Source organism: Comamonas aquatica (assembly GCF_018064205.1).
GTDB classification, from domain to species: Bacteria; Pseudomonadota; Gammaproteobacteria; order Burkholderiales; family Burkholderiaceae_C; genus Comamonas; species Comamonas aquatica.
Window position 1 is genome coordinate 1,661,783 of record NZ_CP072916.1, and the last position, 17,251, is coordinate 1,679,033.

At 62.4% G+C, this 17,251-nt stretch carries 12 protein-coding genes and 2 tRNA genes; 2 read left to right on the plus strand and 12 right to left on the minus strand.

Annotated features, from left to right (window positions below; genetic code table 11):
• Positions 1-189: 189 nt before the first annotated feature.
• On the plus strand, positions 190-2,925 hold the full coding sequence (locus tag KAQ61_RS07840; RefSeq protein ID WP_210931218.1) for a sensor domain-containing protein: 2,736 nt from the start codon (positions 190-192) through the stop codon (positions 2,923-2,925).
• 190 nt (positions 2,926-3,115) lie between these two features.
• Here the strand turns inward: KAQ61_RS07840 and KAQ61_RS07845 are convergent, their stop codons facing one another.
• On the minus strand, positions 3,116-5,041 hold the full coding sequence (locus KAQ61_RS07845; RefSeq protein ID WP_276514465.1) for a propionate--CoA ligase: 1,926 nt from the start codon (positions 5,039-5,041) through the stop codon (positions 3,116-3,118).
• 236 nt (positions 5,042-5,277) lie between these two features.
• Between KAQ61_RS07845 and KAQ61_RS07850 the strand changes: the two genes are divergently transcribed.
• Positions 5,278-5,589, plus strand: a complete 312-nt coding sequence (locus tag KAQ61_RS07850; RefSeq protein ID WP_043383549.1) for an H-NS histone family protein — start codon at positions 5,278-5,280, stop codon at positions 5,587-5,589.
• Between the two features lie 93 nt (positions 5,590-5,682).
• On the opposite strand, the gene KAQ61_RS07855 is transcribed toward KAQ61_RS07850, so the two are convergent.
• The 11 genes from KAQ61_RS07855 to aceA all read right to left on the minus strand — a co-directional run bounded on the left by KAQ61_RS07855 (position 5,683) and on the right by aceA (position 17,066).
• Positions 5,683-7,224, minus strand: a complete 1,542-nt coding sequence (locus tag KAQ61_RS07855) for a methyl-accepting chemotaxis protein (protein WP_338026772.1) — start codon at positions 7,222-7,224, stop codon at positions 5,683-5,685.
• Between the two features lie 355 nt (positions 7,225-7,579).
• Positions 7,580-7,656, minus strand: a tRNA-Pro gene (locus KAQ61_RS07860).
• A 104-nt stretch (positions 7,657-7,760) separates the two neighbouring features.
• Positions 7,761-7,837, minus strand: a tRNA-Pro gene (locus KAQ61_RS07865).
• A gap of 104 nt (positions 7,838-7,941) precedes the next feature.
• Positions 7,942-8,268: an integration host factor subunit alpha gene (locus KAQ61_RS07870; protein WP_042416617.1), complete on the minus strand. Its 327-nt coding sequence runs from the start codon at positions 8,266-8,268 to the stop codon at positions 7,942-7,944.
• A gap of 8 nt (positions 8,269-8,276) precedes the next feature.
• Positions 8,277-10,733 (minus strand): phenylalanine--tRNA ligase subunit beta, encoded by a 2,457-nt coding sequence (gene pheT / locus KAQ61_RS07875; protein ID WP_210931224.1) that lies wholly within the window; start codon positions 10,731-10,733, stop codon positions 8,277-8,279.
• A 166-nt stretch (positions 10,734-10,899) separates the two neighbouring features.
• Complete coding sequence (gene pheS / locus KAQ61_RS07880; protein WP_210931225.1) at positions 10,900-11,952, minus strand: phenylalanine--tRNA ligase subunit alpha; 1,053 nt, start codon at positions 11,950-11,952, stop codon at positions 10,900-10,902.
• A 112-nt stretch (positions 11,953-12,064) separates the two neighbouring features.
• Positions 12,065-12,427: a 50S ribosomal protein L20 gene (rplT, locus tag KAQ61_RS07885; protein ID WP_042416517.1), complete on the minus strand. Its 363-nt coding sequence runs from the start codon at positions 12,425-12,427 to the stop codon at positions 12,065-12,067.
• A 26-nt stretch (positions 12,428-12,453) separates the two neighbouring features.
• Positions 12,454-12,657, minus strand: coding sequence for a 50S ribosomal protein L35 (gene rpmI / locus KAQ61_RS07890; RefSeq protein ID WP_042416520.1), 204 nt, complete (start codon positions 12,655-12,657; stop codon positions 12,454-12,456).
• Positions 12,658-12,822: 165 nt separating this feature from the next.
• Complete coding sequence (gene infC / locus KAQ61_RS07895) at positions 12,823-13,425, minus strand: translation initiation factor IF-3 (protein ID WP_210931227.1); 603 nt, start codon at positions 13,423-13,425, stop codon at positions 12,823-12,825.
• A gap of 77 nt (positions 13,426-13,502) precedes the next feature.
• Entirely contained in the window at positions 13,503-15,422 is a 1,920-nt protein-coding gene (gene thrS / locus KAQ61_RS07900) for a threonine--tRNA ligase (protein ID WP_210931229.1), read from the minus strand.
• A 312-nt stretch (positions 15,423-15,734) separates the two neighbouring features.
• On the minus strand, positions 15,735-17,066 hold the full coding sequence (aceA, locus tag KAQ61_RS07905; protein ID WP_043383561.1) for an isocitrate lyase: 1,332 nt from the start codon (positions 17,064-17,066) through the stop codon (positions 15,735-15,737).
• Between the last annotated feature and the right edge of the window lie 185 nt (positions 17,067-17,251).

The following is a 17,251-nucleotide window of genomic DNA, read 5'->3' on the forward strand; positions in this document are numbered from 1 at the left end:
AAAAACAAGGCACGTCCGTCGTGCCTGCAGCCACATTTTAGTGGCGGCGTCCACCCCGTCTGCACAAGCCCGGGCGAAAGCTTGATGCAGCACGAAAAACATGTTGTTACAAGGAAATCCCCGATTCCAACGAGCGGGGACCGCCCCCAGCATTGCGGCTGCTCTCGGCTGCCCCACACTCCCCGGTCCATGAATGCCCTCCGTCCACTCTTTCTTTCCCTGCTGCGCACCCGCACTGCGGCATTGGGCCTGGCTGTGGTCCTGGCCGTCACCCTGGTGGCGATCTGGGAAACACAGCAGTGGCCGCAGCACCCCGGCGCCTGGTGGGGCCAGGGCTGGGACTGGCTGAACCTGCCCTGGCTGGCCGTTGCACTGGCCTGGGCCGCACTGGCCCACCTCTGGCACAACCACATCTGCGCGCAGCGCCAGGTGGTGCAGACCATCTACAGTGCGGCCTACCGCACCCTGCCCGATGCCGCCGGCATCACCTCGCTGCGCGATGGGCGCTTTGTGGATGTCAACCCAGCGTTCTGCCGCATGGTGGGGCTGGAGCTGCACCAGATCATCGGCCGCACCAATGCCGAACTGCAGGTCTACGCCACCCCGGACGAACGCAGCAAGCTGCTGGACGAGCTGTCCCTCAAGGGCCAGGTCGACAAGATGCGCATCATGTGCCAGACCGGGGGCGAGCTGGTGCCGGGCACGATCTCGGCCATCCCGATCACCGTGGCGGGCGAAGAGTGCATGCTTTTCGTCTTCCACGACATGCGCGAGCACGAACGCACCGTGCAGGAGCTGTACGCCCTCAACCGCCAGCTGCAGCAGGCTGGCCACCTGGCGCGCCTGGGCGCCTGGGAAGACCGGCGCGGCCAGGGACTGGTCTACTGGTCCGACGTATGCTACGACATGCATGGCGTGCCCCGCGGCAGTGCGCTGCCACGCGACTACCTGAACACCTTTGTGGTGCCCGAGCACCGTGACCGCATGCGCACGCAGTTGCAGCACTGCCTGCGCGCACGCAGCGACTGGGAGCTGGAAATCCAGATCCTGCGCACCGACGGGCGCAAGCTGTGGGTGCGCTCGCGCGGTGAAGCCGTCCTGGACGACGACGGCCGCATCACTGCCATGCGCGGCGTGATGCAGGACATCGATGCGCAAAAGCGCCAGGAAGAATCCATCCGCGAGCGCGAAGCCCTGCTGTCCATCACGCTGGAGGCGGCCTCGCTGGGCCGCTGGGACTGGGACCTGCACACCGGACTGATCACCGGCGATGCGTTCTGGAGCACGCTCAACCACCTGCCCGTGCAGGATGGCCCGGCCAGCCTGGGCCAGGCCCGCCAGGACTGGCACTGGACCGAGCTGGTCGGCAGCCACGACATCCCGCGCTTCAACCTGGAGCTGCTGCGCCACATTGACCACCCCGAGGATGGGCCCTTCGATGTCACCTGGCTCCTGCAGCCGGCGCATGGCCGCTCGCGCTGGCTGCGCTCCATGGGCAAGGTGGTGCGCTACGACCTGCATGGGCGCGCCATGCGCATGCTGGGTGTGTGCCTGGATGTCACCACCCAGCAGGAACAAAAGCACAGTCTGCAGCAGCTGGCGCACTTTGACGCCCTGACCGGACTGGCGAATCGGATCGAGCTGGCGGCGCGCCTGCACGAAGCCCTGGTCCAGGCGCGCCAGAGCCAGCAGTTGCTGGGCGTGGTCTACCTGGACCTGGATGGCTTCAAGCCCATCAACGACCGCCTGGGCCACGACGCCGGCGACCGGCTGCTGGTCCTGGTGGCCAAGCGCCTGCAGCACGCCCTGCGCGCCGATGACTGCGTGGCGCGCTTTGGCGGCGACGAATTCGTGCTGCTGCTCAGCCAGATCCACACCCGCGTGCAGTGCGAAAACCTGCTGCAGCGGCTGATGGCCAGCATCTCGCGCCCCTACACCCTGGATGGCGAAGCCGTGCAGGTCACCGCCAGCATCGGCTACACCCTCTACCCCGAGGACGACTGCGACGCCGACACCCTGATCCGCCACGCCGACCAGGCCATGTACCAGGCCAAGCAAAGCGGGCGCAACCGCATCCAGGCCTTTGACAGCACCCTGGAGCGCAGCCAGCGCGCGCAGCAGATCCAGGGCCTGCGCATCCGCGAGGGACTGGAGGGCGGGGAGTTCACGCTCTACGTGCAGCCCAAGGTCGACACCCGCCACCAGCGCGTCGTGGGCGTGGAGGTCTTGTCACGCTGGCTGCACCCGGAGCGCGGCGTGCTCAGCCCCCAGGACTTTTTGCCCCTGATCGAAGGCACGGAACTGGAAGTGCCGTTCGGCCAATGGGCGCTACGCCATGCCATGGGCTGCATCGAGCAGCTGATCGCACAGGGACTGCAGCTGCAGGTGGCCGTCAACATCTCCGCGCGGCACCTGCAGCAGCCGGGATTTGCCCAATGGGTGACGGAGCTGCTGCAGACCCACCCGGACGTGCCTCCGCACTGGCTGGAGCTGGAGATCACGGAAAGCGCCGCCCTGTACGACATCCAGCACGTGGCCCAGGTGCTGGCACAGCTGCGCGCGCAGAGGATCAGCGTGACCCTGGACGATTTCGGCACCGGCTACTCCTCGCTGACCTATCTGCGCGGCCTGCCACTGGACTCGCTCAAGATCGACCGCAGCTTTGTGCGCGACATGCTCAGCGACCCCGGGGATTGCGCCATCGTCCATGGCGTCGTCAGCCTGGCCCAGGCCTTCGGCTACTCGGTGATCGCCGAAGGCGTGGAAAGCGCCGACCAGTGCACTGCCCTGGAACTCATGGGCTGCCACATCGCCCAGGGCTTCCACTTCGCCCCCCCGATGCCGCTGGCCCAGTTGCCCGCCTGGCTGTCGACCTGGTCGGCCGCCCAGGCCACTCCGCCCGTCGCCCCCGCCGCCGTGCGCTGAAGGGCGACCGACAACGCCACCGGCCCCCACGGGGCACACGCCCCCCCACGGGCCACGACGCGTTGCGTCGCCCAGAAAATGCAAGAAATAGGCCTCCAGCGCTTATCCTGTTTGCGCTGACAGCTCCTCTTTTCGAAAAAACCGGTGCAAAAAAGGGACCTCGCGGTCCCTCGTGCTGGACGGAGGTCGGTCAGGCATCCAGCAGCTGCTTGACCTGGGCCAGGGCCGTCGGGTCTTCCATGGTGGTCAGGTCCCCGGGGTCACGGCGCTCGGCCACCGCCTGCAGCGCACGGCGCAGCAGCTTGCCACTGCGCGTCTTGGGCAGGGCCGACACAAACACCACCCGCGAAGGACGCGCCACGGCCCCCAGCTGGCTGTCGACCAGCTTCATGACCTCGGCCTCCATGCGCGCCTGGGCCGCGGCATCCGCCACCTTGCCGGCATCGCGCACCACCGCGAACGCCATGGCCACCTGCCCCTTGAGGTTGTCGGCCACGCCAACCACGGCGACCTCGGCAATGTCCGGATGGGCGGCAATGCTTTCCTCGATCTCCCGGGTGCCCAGCCGGTGGCCCGCCACGTTGATCACATCGTCGGTGCGCCCCAGGATGAAGTAATAGCCATCGGCATCGCGGATGCCCCAGTCAAAGGTGCTGTAGACCAGCTTGCCTGGAATGCTCTGCCAGTAGGTTTTGACAAAGCGGGCATCGTCACCCCACACGGTCTGCATGCAGCCCGGCGGCAGGGGCCCTTCGATCGCCAACACCCCCTTGCGGTCCGGCTCGGTCAGTTCCTCGCCGGTCTTGTCATCCAGCAACTGCACGTTGTAGCCATACACGGCCTTGCCGGGGCTGCCAAAGCGACTGACCTGCGGCTGCACGCCATTGCACAGCGTCAGAATCGGCCAGCCGGTTTCGGTCTGCCAGTAGTTGTCGATGATGGGCACCTGCAAGGCCTCGCTGATCCATTGCGCCGTGGGCTCATCCAGGGGCTCGCCCGCCAGCCACAGGGCCTGCAGGCTCGACAGGTCATATTGCCGCAGAAAAGCCGCATCGTGCTTTTTGAGCACGCGCACTGCCGTGGGCGCAGAGAACATGTGGGTCACGCGGTATTTCTCGACCAGGCTCCACCACACGCCGGCATCGGGCCGGATGGGCAGGCCTTCATACAAAATGGTGGCCATGCCGGCAATCAAGGGGCCATATACGATGTAACTGTGGCCCACGACCCAACCAATATCGCTGGTGCAGAAAAAGGTTTGCCCTGGTTTGGTGCCGAAAATATGCGGCATGCTGGCGGCCAGGGCCACGGTATAACCGCCCGTATCGCGCTGGACACCCTTGGGCTTGCCGGTCGTACCACTGGTATAGAGGATATAGCTGGGGTCGGTGGATTGCACCCAGGTACAAGGCACCTGGGCATCCAGATAGCGGGCGCGCAAATCACCCCACAGGTGGTCGCGCCCCGCGCGCAAATCCATTTTGGCCAGTCCGCGATTCACCAGCAGCACGGCCTGTGGCTTGTGTGCGCTGAGGCCCAGGGCCTCATCCAGCAGGGGTTTGTAGGGCACCACGCGCCCGCCACGCGAGCCGGCATCGGCGCTGACAATCACCTTGGGCTGGGCGTCCTCAATGCGCGATGCCAGCGACACCGCCGCAAAACCGCCGAATACCACGCTGTGAATGGCCCCCAAACGGGCGCAGGCCAGCATGGCAAACACGGCCTCGGCAATCATGGGCATATAGATTTGCACCCGGTCGCCTTTTTCCACCCCAAACGATTGCAGCACCGCCGCCATGCGCTGCACTTCGGTATGCAGTTCGCGGTAGCTGTAGGTCTTTTCCGTTTCGGTTTCGGTCGATACCGCGATCAAGGCGGCCTGCTCCGCACGATCGGCCAAATGCCGGTCCACAGCGTTGTGGCACAGATTCAATCGGCCATCGGCAAACCAGCGCGCAAATGGCGGGTTGCTGTAATCGCAGATTTGCTGCGGCGCTTGCGCCCAATCCACCCAACGCGCCTGCTCGGCCCAAAATGCGTCGCGGGTGGCGGGATCAATCGAGCGCTGATGGAGTTCAGCAAATGACACCATGGTTTCGTCTCCTTGACTTTTTATCTGCCGGCCATTATTCACGGCGCTCTTTCGACAAGCTGACGTCCATGGAATGCAATTTTCATTCGTGGAATTACGTAGAGCGCAGCACCTTTTCTCCAGCGACCTACGATTTCCGCAAGAAAGCTGCACTCCTTGTCCGTATTAATTTTTGTTTCCTGCAAACTCAGATAAAATAGAAACCCAATTGAGATTGCGTTTCGGCGTAACTCCCCTTTTCACCGACACCTCTGAACTTGATGACTACTTATAAAGAGCTACTGGCCCAGCGCGCAGAACTGGAAAAGCAAATTGAAGCGGCACGCAAAGAAGCCCTGGCTTCTGCCATCGCCCAGGTGCGCGCCATCGTGGCCGAGTATGAATTGACCGAAGAAGACGTCTTCTCCAAGAAAGCCCCCCGCGCGGCCGCCAGCACCGGCGCCAAGACCGTGGCCCCCAAGTACCGCGACCCCGCCACGGGCGCCACCTGGACCGGCCGCGGCAAGCCACCGCTGTGGATCGCCGGCCAGGACCGCCTGAACTTCCTGATCCAGGACCAGCAAGCCGCCTAAGCCGCGCACACCCCATCAAAAAAGCCCCGGCAGCCATGCGCTCCGGGGCTTTTTGATTGCCAACCCCCATCCACCGATGGGGACCGCACTCCGCTACAGCCTGAAGACCTCCAGGGTGCGACCCAGGATGGTGGCATTGCTGCTCATGCCCAGGGCGGCCTGCGCCGATTCCTCGGCCTGGCGGGCATTGCCCTGGGTCACCGTGTCCAGATCGCGCAAGGCGGCATCCACCTGACCGATGCCGCTGGCCTGGTCGCGCGAAGCATCGCCAATCGCCCCCATCAGATCACTCACATGGGCCACGGCCTGCACCACCTCGGCGATGGTGCGCCCAGCATCCTGCATCTTCTCCACCCCCTGCCCCATCTGTGCGTGCGAATCCGAGATCAGCCGCCGGATTTCCCCCGCCGCCTGGGCACTGCTTTGCGCCAGGGCCCGCACCTCCCCGGCCACGACCGCGAAGCCACGCCCCTGCTCGCCGGCGCGTGCGGCCTCCACCGCGGCGTTCAGCGCCAGGATGTTGGTCTGGAACGCGATCGACTCGATGGTGGCGATGATGCTGCCCATCTGCTGCGACGAACGACGGATGCTCTCCACCAGGCTTTCCACGTGCTCCATGGCCTTGCCGCCCTCGGATGCCAGCTGCGCACTCTTCTGGCTTTCCGCCATCACCTCCAGCGTGGTCTGCTGCGACTGCCCCAGCGCCTGGGCCAGCACCTGCATGGTGCTGGCCGTTTCCTGCAGCTTGCCGGCCTGCACATCGGTGCGCTGCGCCAGGTGGGTGGCGCCCGCCGCAATGCCGTGCGACAGATCGGTGAAGCTGCCGATCTCATGCCGCGCATCACCCACCACCGCGCGCAGGTTGATGTGAATCTGCTGCAAGCGCTCCATCAGCAAGGCCATGGGATGGCGCCCCGGCAGCAAGGGCGGCAAGGGTTTGTTCAGCTGGCAGCCGGCCAGGTCCGTGGCCAGCGCCTGCACCTGCGCCAACGGCAGGCTGACACGTGCATGCAAGCGCCACAGCGCCAACCCCATCCACGCCAGCAGCGCCAACGCCTGCACGGCCAGCTGCCACGCCTGGGTCCAGCCCATCCAGGGGAAAATCAGGGCCAGTGCCAACACCGGTGCCAGCAACCAGGCCATGCGCTGCGTGAAGGACAGGCGCTGCAGCTTGCCCAGGTGGTTGCGCCAGCCCTGGCGGCGCACGTGGCCGGCATGCAGCGCCACCGAAGGCTGTGGTTGCCCCCGCTGCGCATGCAGCTGGGCATACAGGGCCTCGGCCGACTGCACCTGCGCCCGCGTGGGCTTGGCCCGCACCGACATATAGCCCAGAGGCCTGCCCTGGTGCACGATGGGCGTGACATGGGCCGCCACCCAGTAGAAGCTGCCGTCCTTGCGCCGGTTCTTGACCAGCCCCTTCCAGCTGCGGCCATGGCCAATCGTGGACCACATGTCCTTGAAGGCCTCCGGTGGCATGTCCGGGTGACGCACCAGGTTGTGCGGCTGCCCCATCAATTCCTGCATGGTGTAGCCGCTGACGCGCTCGAAAGCGGCATTGCAGTGGGTGATGCGCCCCTGGCTGTCGGTGGTGGACATCAACAGCTCGTCCGCCGGGTAATCAAATTCTTGGTCCATCACGGGAAGGTTTTCGCGCATACACGTCGTTCTCAGAGAGCCCGCACACGCACAAAATCGGTGCAAGGCATGGCTGGCGCCAGACAAAGGCGCGATCCTAAGTGCCTGCCACGGCCCCACGATGACAGTTTGACGTTAATTAACGCGGCGGCATCCAAGCCTTGTCCTGCGTAAAACAAAGCACAGAAAGGGCTTGACCCGCTACCAAAAACATATCTACTCGCGCGCACTGTTTCTGGCGTTCGGTGCCAAAGATATTGCAAAGGCCGGCCAGGCCTACGCTGGCCGCTATGCTTGGTGATTTATATGCACCAATGAAAAAGGCCTTGATCCGAAGATCAAGGCCTTTTCAAACTGGTCGGCGTGGCGGGATTCGAACTCGCGACCCCTTGCACCCCATGCAAGTGCGCTACCAGGCTGCGCTACACGCCGAAGCCTCAGATTATACCGCGGTTTTGACACCCACTTTTCCAAACACTGAGGATGCTTGGAAAGTGAAATGTGCCAGATGGGTATCTGGCACATTTTCGATAAATTGGTCGGCGTGGCGGGATTCGAACTCGCGACCCCTTGCACCCCATGCAAGTGCGCTACCAGGCTGCGCTACACGCCGAAGCCATGATTGTAATCCAGTTTTTGTAGCATCTGAGGCAAATCAGACGCCGCAAACCACAGATTTCAACCATATCCTTTGAAATCAAGGACCTAGCCCTCCACTCAGCCCTGGATCTGCTCCTTGAGCTTGGTGCTGGCGTGGAAGGTCACCACGCGGCGTGCCTCGATGGGGATCAGCTCGCCGGTGCGCGGGTTGCGCCCAGGGCGCGGCGCCTTGGTACGGATCTGGAAGTTGCCGAAGCCCGAGAGCTTGACCTCCTCGCCCTGCACCAGGCTTTGCGCGATCAGGTCAAAGTAGGCATCCACCATGTCCTTGGCCTCGCGCTTGCTCACGCCCAGTTGGTCAAACAGCAGATCGGCCAGCTGGGCCTTGGTCAAGGCGCCCGCCGTGTCCACGTCGCTGTCCATCAGCACTTTGCTTGCTTCCATGGTGTGCCTCATCCGCGCAGGCGGGCCTGCACTTGGGTTTGCAAGGCGGCAATCGCCGCCTGCATGGCGGTGTCGATGTCCACGTCGGTCAGCGATGCATCATCGCGACCCAGGGTCAGGCGCACGGCCAGACTCTTCTCGTCCTGCGCCAGGCTGCCGGGCGCCGCTTCCTCGCCGGCCTTGAGCTTCTTGGGACGGAACACGTCGAACAGCACGGCATGGCGCAGCATACCGCCGGGCACGCCCGCAGCAATCGCCTGCATCACCTGGGCGTGGGTCACGGCCTCCTTGACCACCACGGCAATGTCGCGCTCCACCGCCTGGTGCTTGGCCACGGGGGCAAACACGGGCACCTGGCGGGCCAGCACGGCGTCCAGCTCCAGCTCGAACATCACCGGCGCCTGGGCCAGATCCCATTCCTGGCGCCACTGGGGGTGCAGCTCACCGACAAAGCCGATGGCCTGGCCGTCCAGCAGCACACGGGCACAGCGGCCGGGATGCATGGCGGGGTGCTCGGCAGGCTCGAACACGGGCTTGAGCGGTGCCAGCAGCGCTTCCACATCGCCCTTGACGTCGTAGAAGTCGACCTTGGCATCCACACGACCCCATTGCAGCTGCTCGGCCGCGCCATAGGCCAGGCCGGCCACGCGCATGGGCTGGTAGAAGCCCTTGACGGTGGTGTCGGAGTCGACCACGGACGCATCCTTGAAGAACACGCGGCCCAGCTCGAACACGCGCACACGCGGCGCCTTGCGGTCGACGTTGAACTTCAGCACCTGCATCAGCGAGCCGATCAGACTGGAGCGCATCACGCTCAACTGGCTGGCAATCGGGTTCAGCAGCTTGACGGGGTCCTGGTTGCCCGCCAGCTCGGCTTCCCACTTGGCCTCCACGAACGAGAAGTTGATGGTTTCCTGGTAGCCCAGGCCGGCCAGCGCATGGCGCACGGCGTAGGGGCTGCGGCGGTTTTCCGCGCGCAGCTTGGGCGCGATGGGCGCCAGCGGCTTGGTGGTCGGCAGGTTGTCGTAGCCGATCATGCGGGCCACTTCCTCGATCAGGTCCTCTTCCAGGTTGATGTCGAAGCGGAAGGTGGGTGCAGTGACCGCAATCACGCCTTCACCGGCCACGGTGGCTGGCAGGCCCAGTCCATTCAAGGCATCCAGGCATTGCTGCTGCGTCACGGCCATGCCGATGACCTTGGCCGCACGCGCCACGCGCAGTTGCACGGTCTTGGGCACGGGCATATTGGGCTGCTGGTCGTCCAGGGCGCCTACCTGTGTGTCGGGCGTGCCGCAGATCTCCAGCACCAGCGCGGTGATGCGCTCGATGTGCTCGGTGGTGAACGCAGGGTCCACGCCGCGCTCGAAGCGGTGGCCGGCGTCGGTCGAGAAGTTGAAGTGGCGCGAGCGCCCGGCCACGGCCTTGGGGAACCAGAACGCGGCTTCGATGTAGATGTTCTTGGTGTCGTCGGACACGGCCGTGGCATCACCGCCCATGATGCCGGCCAGCGATTCCAGGCCCTGGTCGTCGGCAATCACGCCGACCTGGAGGAAATCATCAATCTTGATGGTGTTGCCATTGAGCAGCTTGAGCGTTTCGCCCTCCTTGCCCCAGCGCACATTCAGGCCGCCGTGGATCTTGTCCAGATCGAAGATGTGGCTGGGACGGCCCAGCTCGAACATCACGTAGTTGGAGATGTCCACCAGGGGCGAGACCGCGCGCTGGCCGCAGCGCGCCAGGCGATCCACCATCCACTGGGGCGTCTTCACCTGCGTGTTGACGTTGCGCACGATGCGGCCCGAGAAACGGCCGCACAGGTCGGTCGCCTCGATCTTCACGGGCAGCTTGTCCTGCAGCGCCACGGCGGCGGCAGGGAAGGACAGGGCTTTGAGCGGCGTGCCGGTCAGGGCCGACAGCTCGCGCGCCACGCCATACACGCTCAGGCAGTGCGCCAGGTTGGGCGTGAGCTTCAGCGTGAACAGCGTGTCGTCCAGGTTCAGGTACTCGCGCACGTTCTGGCCCAGGGGCGCATCGGCGGGGAACTCCAGCAGGCCGCTGGCGTCGTCGTCGATGCCCAGCTCCTTGGCCGAGCACAGCATGCCAAAGCTCTGCACACCGCGTAGCTTGCCGATCTTGATCTTGAAGGGCTTGCCGTCCTCACCGGGTGGCAGCTCGGCGCCCACAGTGGCGCAAGGCACACGGATGCCCACGCGCGCATTGGGCGCGCCGCAGACGATGTTCAGCAGCTCGGGGCCACCCACGTCGACCTGGCAGATGCGCAGGCGGTCGGCGTCGGGGTGCTGCACGGCTTCCTTGATTTCACCGACCACGATGCCGGTGAAGGGAGGCGCCACGGGGTCGAGTTCTTCGACTTCCAGACCAGCCATGGTCAGGGTGTCGGCCAGCTCTTGGGTCGTCAGTGTCGGGTTGCAGTATTCGCGCAACCAGGATTCAGGAAATTGCATAGTCAGACTCTTTGGCGTTCATGCCCGTTGCACCTTGCAGGTCTGCAGCGGACTGGGCAGGCGTACTTTCAAAAGCAGGAGCTGTTGGCGCGCGGTGATCAAGGATTTCCGTATCAAAACCATCCGAAACACTTGATGGGCGCGCACAAACCGCTCACTTTATGAATTACTGGAACTGCGACAGGAAACGGATGTCGCCGTCGAAGAACAGGCGCAGGTCGTTCACGCCATAACGCAGCATGGTCAGGCGATCGGGGCCCATGCCAAAGGCAAAGCCGATGTACTTTTCGGGGTCCAGCCCCATGTTGCGCACCACGTTGGGGTGCACCTGGCCGGAGCCGGCCACTTCCAGCCAGCGACCGGCCAGCGGGCCGCTCTGGAACTGGATGTCGATTTCGGCCGAAGGCTCGGTGAACGGGAAGAAGCTGGGGCGGAAGCGCAGCACCAGGTCGTCCGATTCAAAGAAGGTCTTGCAGAAGTCGGTGAACACGACCTTCAGGTCCTTGAAGCTCACGTTCTCGCCGATCCACAGGCCTTCGCACTGGTGGAACATGGGCGAGTGCGTGGCGTCCGAGTCCACACGGTAGGTGCGGCCGGGGGCAATGACGCGGATCTCGGGCATGGACTGGCCGGCATCGAGTGCATTGCGGTATTTCTTGACGTGCTGCACGGCATGGCGCACCTGCATCGGGCTGGTGTGCGTGCGCAGCAGGTTGGGCGCGTGCTGCGCGCCACCTTCCACGTAGAAGGTGTCGTGCATGGAGCGCGCGGGGTGGTCTTCGGGCGTGTTCAGCGCCGTGAAGTTGAACCAGTCGGATTCGATCTCGGGGCCTTCGGCCACGTCAAAGCCCATGGAGCCAAAGATGCCCTCGATGCGCTCCATCGTCACGGACACGGGGTGCAGACCGCCAGTGCCGCGGCGGCGACCCGGCAGGGTCACGTCCAACACCTCGGCCTTCAGGTGGGCCTGCAGCTCGGCATCGGCCAGCGCCTTGCGGCGCGCGGTCAGGGCCGCTTCGATCGACTGCTTGGCCACGTTGATGGCAGCGCCACGCGACTTTTTCTCTTCGACGGAAAGCTGCGCCATGCCCTTCATGAGCTCGGTCATCTTGCCCGACTTGCCCAGAAACTGCGCCTTGGCATTTTCCAGATCAGCGGGGGTGTGGGCCTGCGCAAACAGCTGCTGCGCGCTTTCGACCAGAGAATCCAACTCGTTCATATCGACTCTTTATCGACTTGTAAAAATAAACAAGGGCTAGTGCCTTTTCAAGCCCTAGCCCTTGCCGTTTGTGCGCTAGCAGCTACCCGAAGAGTAGCAACCAACCGTTAACTTAAGCAGCAGCCAGCTTGGCCTTCACTTGGTCAACGATGCTGCTGAAAGCAGCCTTGTCGTGCACAGCGATATCGGCCAGCATCTTGCGGTCGATTTCGATGGAAGCCTTCTTCAGGCCGTTGGCGAACTGGCTGTAAGTCAGGCCCAGTTCACGTGCAGCGGCGTTGATACGGGCGATCCACAGCTGGCGGAACACGCGCTTCTTGGTACGACGGTCACGGTAGGCGTATTGGCCTGCCTTCATCACCGCCTGCTTGGCGACGCGGAAGACGTTACCGCGACGACCGCGGAAACCCTTGGACAGGGTCAGAACTTTTTTGTGACGGGCACGAGCCGTTACACCACGTTTGACGCGAGGCATGTGTTTTCTCCTAGTTCGTCAGTGAATTACAGACCAGCGCCAGGCAACATCTTTGCGATGGAGCCCATATCGCCTTCATGCACGGAAGTGATGCCACGCAGGTGGCGCTTGTTCTTCGTGCTCTTCTTGGTCAAGATGTGACGCTTGAAGGCTTGACCGCGCTTGACGGTACCACCGGGACGAACGCGAAAACGCTTCTTCGCGCTGCTCTTGGTCTTCATTTTGGGCATGTGAATGCTCCTGTTTGTTGTGCTCGTGAGGCGTTGTGGCAACCCTGCCCCAACTTGTAGGCCCCGAGACACTTCTGGGTGCTGGCTTGCGCCGGCTTTTACAGCTTTGGAAGCTGCAAAACGAAAACCTGCCCTTGCGGGCAGGCTCCCGAAAAACAATTCATTTTACGCGGTTTGTGCGCCCGTGTCTGCGGCAGGCTTGCCACCGGCAGGCTTTTTGCGCGCAGGAGCGATCATCATCACCATCTGGCGGCCTTCCAGCTTGGGGAATTGCTCCACCTGGATGGAGTCCGCCAGCTCGTCGCGCAGACGATTCAGCAGATCCAGACCCAGTTGCTGGTGCGTGATTTCACGGCCGCGGAAACGCAGGGTCACCTTGACCTTGTCGCCGTCCGCCAGGAAACGGCGAATGTTGCGCAGCTTGATGTTGTAGTCGCCATCATCGGTACCTGGGCGGAATTTCACCTCCTTGATATCGATCACGGTCTGCTTGGCCTTGGCTTCCGCCGCCTTCTTCTGCTCTTGGTACTTGAACTTGCCGTAGTCCATCAAGCGGCATACGGGCGGCGTTGCCGTTGCGGCAATTTCCACCAGATCAACGTCCAAATCACCGGCCATGCGCAATGCTTCCTGCAAGGAAACAATGCCCAGGGGCTCATTCTCAGGACCCGACAGACGCACTTCAGGCACCATGATTTCACGGTTCAGACGGTGTTTGCGTTCCTCGCGGTGGCGACGGTCACGGAATTCTGTAGCTATGGCTTTCACCCTAAATTGAAAACGCTACGAAAAGCGTAGCTGCTTGCATTGATGAGATCGGCGCGGACTGGCCGCGCCTTACTGCATCAGACTTTGTTGTGGATATCGCTGGTCAGCAGTTCAATGAACGCCTCCACCGACATGACGCCCAAGTCCTTGTTACCTCGGGCACGCACAGCGACGGTGCCTGCCGCTTTTTCCTTGTCGCCGGCGACCAGGATGTAAGGCAGCTTCTGCAATGCATGCTCGCGTATTTTATACGTGATCTTTTCGTTGCGCAGATCAGACACGACCTTAAGGCTTTGATGGGGCAATGCTTTTTGCACCTTTGCCACAACTTCCTTCACGTAATCGGCCTGTGCGTCCGTGATGTTGAGCACCGCCACCTGCTCTGGCGCCAGCCACACGGGCAAGGCGCCCGCGTACTGTTCGACCAAAATACCGATGAAACGCTCCAGCGAACCGACGATGGCCCGGTGCAGCATCACGGGGCGGTGGCGTGCCCCATCTTCGCCCACATACTCGGCATCTAGGCGCTCCGGCATGGAGAAGTCCACCTGGATGGTGCCGCACTGCCACTGGCGACCCAGCGCATCCTTGAGGGTGTACTCGATCTTGGGGCCGTAGAAGGCACCATCGCCCACCGCGATCTGGTAGTCGCAACCCGATGCCTTCAGTGCATCGAACAAGGCTTTTTCGGCCTTGTCCCAGATCTCGTCCGAGCCGATGCGCGCCGCAGGGCGGGTGGCCACCTTGTAGATGATGTCGGTGAAGCCGAAGTCGGCATACACCTTCTGCACCAACTGATTGAAGTTCAGCACTTCCTGCTGGATCTGGTCTTCGGTACAGAAGATGTGGCCATCGTCCTGCGTGAAGCCGCGCACACGCATGATGCCGTGCAAGCCACCGGTGGGCTCATTGCGGTGGCACTGACCGAATTCGCCATAGCGCAGCGGCAATTCGCGGTAGCTCTTGATGCCCTGCTTGAAGATCAGGATGTGCCCGGGGCAGTTCATGGGCTTCAAGGCGTAGTCGCGCTTCTCGGACTCCGTCACGAACATGTTGTCGCGGTACTTGTCCCAGTGGCCGGTCTTCTCCCACAGCGTCTTGTCCAGGATCTGGGGACCCTTGACTTCTTCGTAGCCGTTGTCGCGGTAGATGCGGCGCATGTACTGCTCCACCTCCTGCCACACGCGCCAGCCCTTGGGGTGCCAGAACACGGTGCCAGGCGAGCATTCGTCGATGTGATACAGGTCCAGTTCGCGCCCCAGACGACGGTGATCGCGCTTTTCAGCTTCCTCGATGCGGGTGATGTAGGCCTGCAGGTCCTTCTTGTCGGCCCAGGCCGTGCCGTACACACGCTGCAGTTGCTCGTTCTTGGCATCACCACGCCAGTACGCACCTGCCAGCTTGGTCAGCTTGAAGACTTTCAGGAAGCGGGTGTTGGGCACGTGCGGGCCACGGCACATGTCCACGTATTCTTGGTGGTAGTACAAGCCCATGGCCTGCTCGTCCGGCATGTCCTCGACCAGACGCAGCTTGTAGTCTTCGCCACGCTCCTGAAACACCTTGATGACATCGGCGCGCGGGGTCATCTTCTTGATCACGTCATAGTCCTGCGCGATCAACTCCTTCATGCGCACTTCAATCGCCGCCATATCTTCGGGCGTGAAGGGACGCTCGTACGAGATGTCGTAGTAAAAGCCTTCGTCGATCACAGGACCGATCACCATCTTGGCGGTCGGATATAGCTGCTTGACGGCATGCCCCACCAAGTGGGCACAGGAGTGGCGAATGATGTCCAGGCCGTCCTGGTCCTTGGGCGTAATGATTTGCAGCTGCGCGTCTTGCTCAATCAGATCGCAGGCATCCACCAAACGGCCATTGACCTTGCCAGCCACCGTGTTTTTGGCCAGGCCAGGGCCAATCGATGCAGCCACCTGCATGGGCGTGACAGGGCCGTCAAATTCGCGTTGCGAGCCGTCTGGAAGTGTGATCTTTAGCATGAAAATCCTTGGAAACTTGTCTGTGACTGAAGCGCGCAGTGACTGAAAAAACAAAGCGCGGACATGTCCGCGCTGGAGGGGCCAACAACTGCAGGCAGGCGCGAACACACAGCCTCAATGGCTGCGAGAGAACTCCGTGCTCGTCGTTCGCGGTGTCATAACCAGATTGCCTTTCTCGCCCTTGTTGATTAAGTATTTGCGCATTTTAACGCTGCAACAACAAAAAAGCCCGCAGTCAGCGACTGCAGGCCAAGCCATATCACTCCAAGCCAGCGCAGAACCCCACCATGCTCTGCGCCGGCAGGCGCTCAATCAGTGGAACTGCTCTTCTTCGGTCGAGCCGGTCAGCGCCTTGACGCTGGAAGATCCACCCTGGATCACGGTGGTCACGTCGTCGAAGTAGCCCGCACCCACTTCCTGCTGGTGCGACACGAAGGTATACCCCTTGTCACGCGCCGCGAACTCGGGCTCCTGCACCATGTTCACGTAGTGCTTCATGCCTTCACCACGGGCATAGGCATGGGCGAACTGGAAGGTATTGAACCAGTTGACGTGAATGCCGGCCAGCGTGATGAACTGGTACTTGTAACCCAGCGCCGACAGGTCGTCCTGGAACGCAGCGATCTGCTTGTCGTCGAGGTTCTTCTTCCAGTTGAACGAGGGCGAGCAGTTGTACGACAGCAACTTGCCAGGGCAGGCAGCGTGCACGGCCTGTGCGAACTCACGGGCAAAGCCAATGTCGGGCACACCGGTTTCGCACCAGACCAGATCCGCATAAGGTGCGTAGGCCACGCCGCGGCTGATCGCCTGCTCCAGACCGTTCTTGACACGGTAGAAGCCTTCTTGCGTACGCTCGCCAGTCAGGAAGGGCTTGTCGTTGGCGTCGTGATCGGACGTGATCAGGTTGGCGGCCTCCGCATCGGTACGGGCCAGCACGATGGTGGGCACACCCATCACGTCGGCGGCGAAGCGCGCGGCGATCAGCTTCTCGCAGGCCTCCTGCGTGGGCACCAGCACCTTGCCACCCATGTGGCCGCACTTTTTCACAGCCGCCAGTTGGTCTTCGAAGTGCACACCGGCAGCACCAGCGGCAATCATGTTCTTCATCAATTCGAAGGCGTTCAGCACACCGCCGAAGCCGGCTTCGGCATCCGCCACGATGGGCAGGAAGTAGTCGATGAATTCCTTGTCGCCAGGATTGATGCCACGGCCCCACTGGATTTCGTCAGCACGCTTGAAGGTGTTGTTGATACGGCGCACCATGGTGGGCACCGAGTCGTAGGCGTACAACGACTGGTCGGGGTACATGGTCTCGGAAGTGTTGCCGTCGGCGGCCACTTGCCAGCCCGACAGGTACACCGCTTCGAGCCCTGCCTTCGCCTGCTGCATGGCTTGGCCTGCAGAGATCGCGCCGAAGGCGTTCACATAGCCCTTCTTGGCACCACCGTTGATCTTTTCCCACAGCTTGGCTGCGCCGCGCTGGGCCAGGGTGTACTCAGGCTGCAGGCTGCCACGCAGGCGCACCACATCGGCAGCGGTATAGCCACGCTTCACACCTTTCCAGCGGGGGTTTTGCGCCCAATCCTTTTCCAGGGCGGCGATCTGCTGTTCACGGCTGAGTTGTTGGTTCAGGGATTCAGGCATGGTGGGTCTCCAGTTAAAAGTCAGTCAATGATCCGAACTTGGGTGCCGATTTCTTGTCGGCCTGGAGATAAATTTAAGTCTTATAGAAGAGTCATGCAAGCTCTTATGTCTTATACAAGACAAATATTTTCATCATTAAAAATCAAATACTTATACACATATTTCTCAATACAAAATCAAATTCT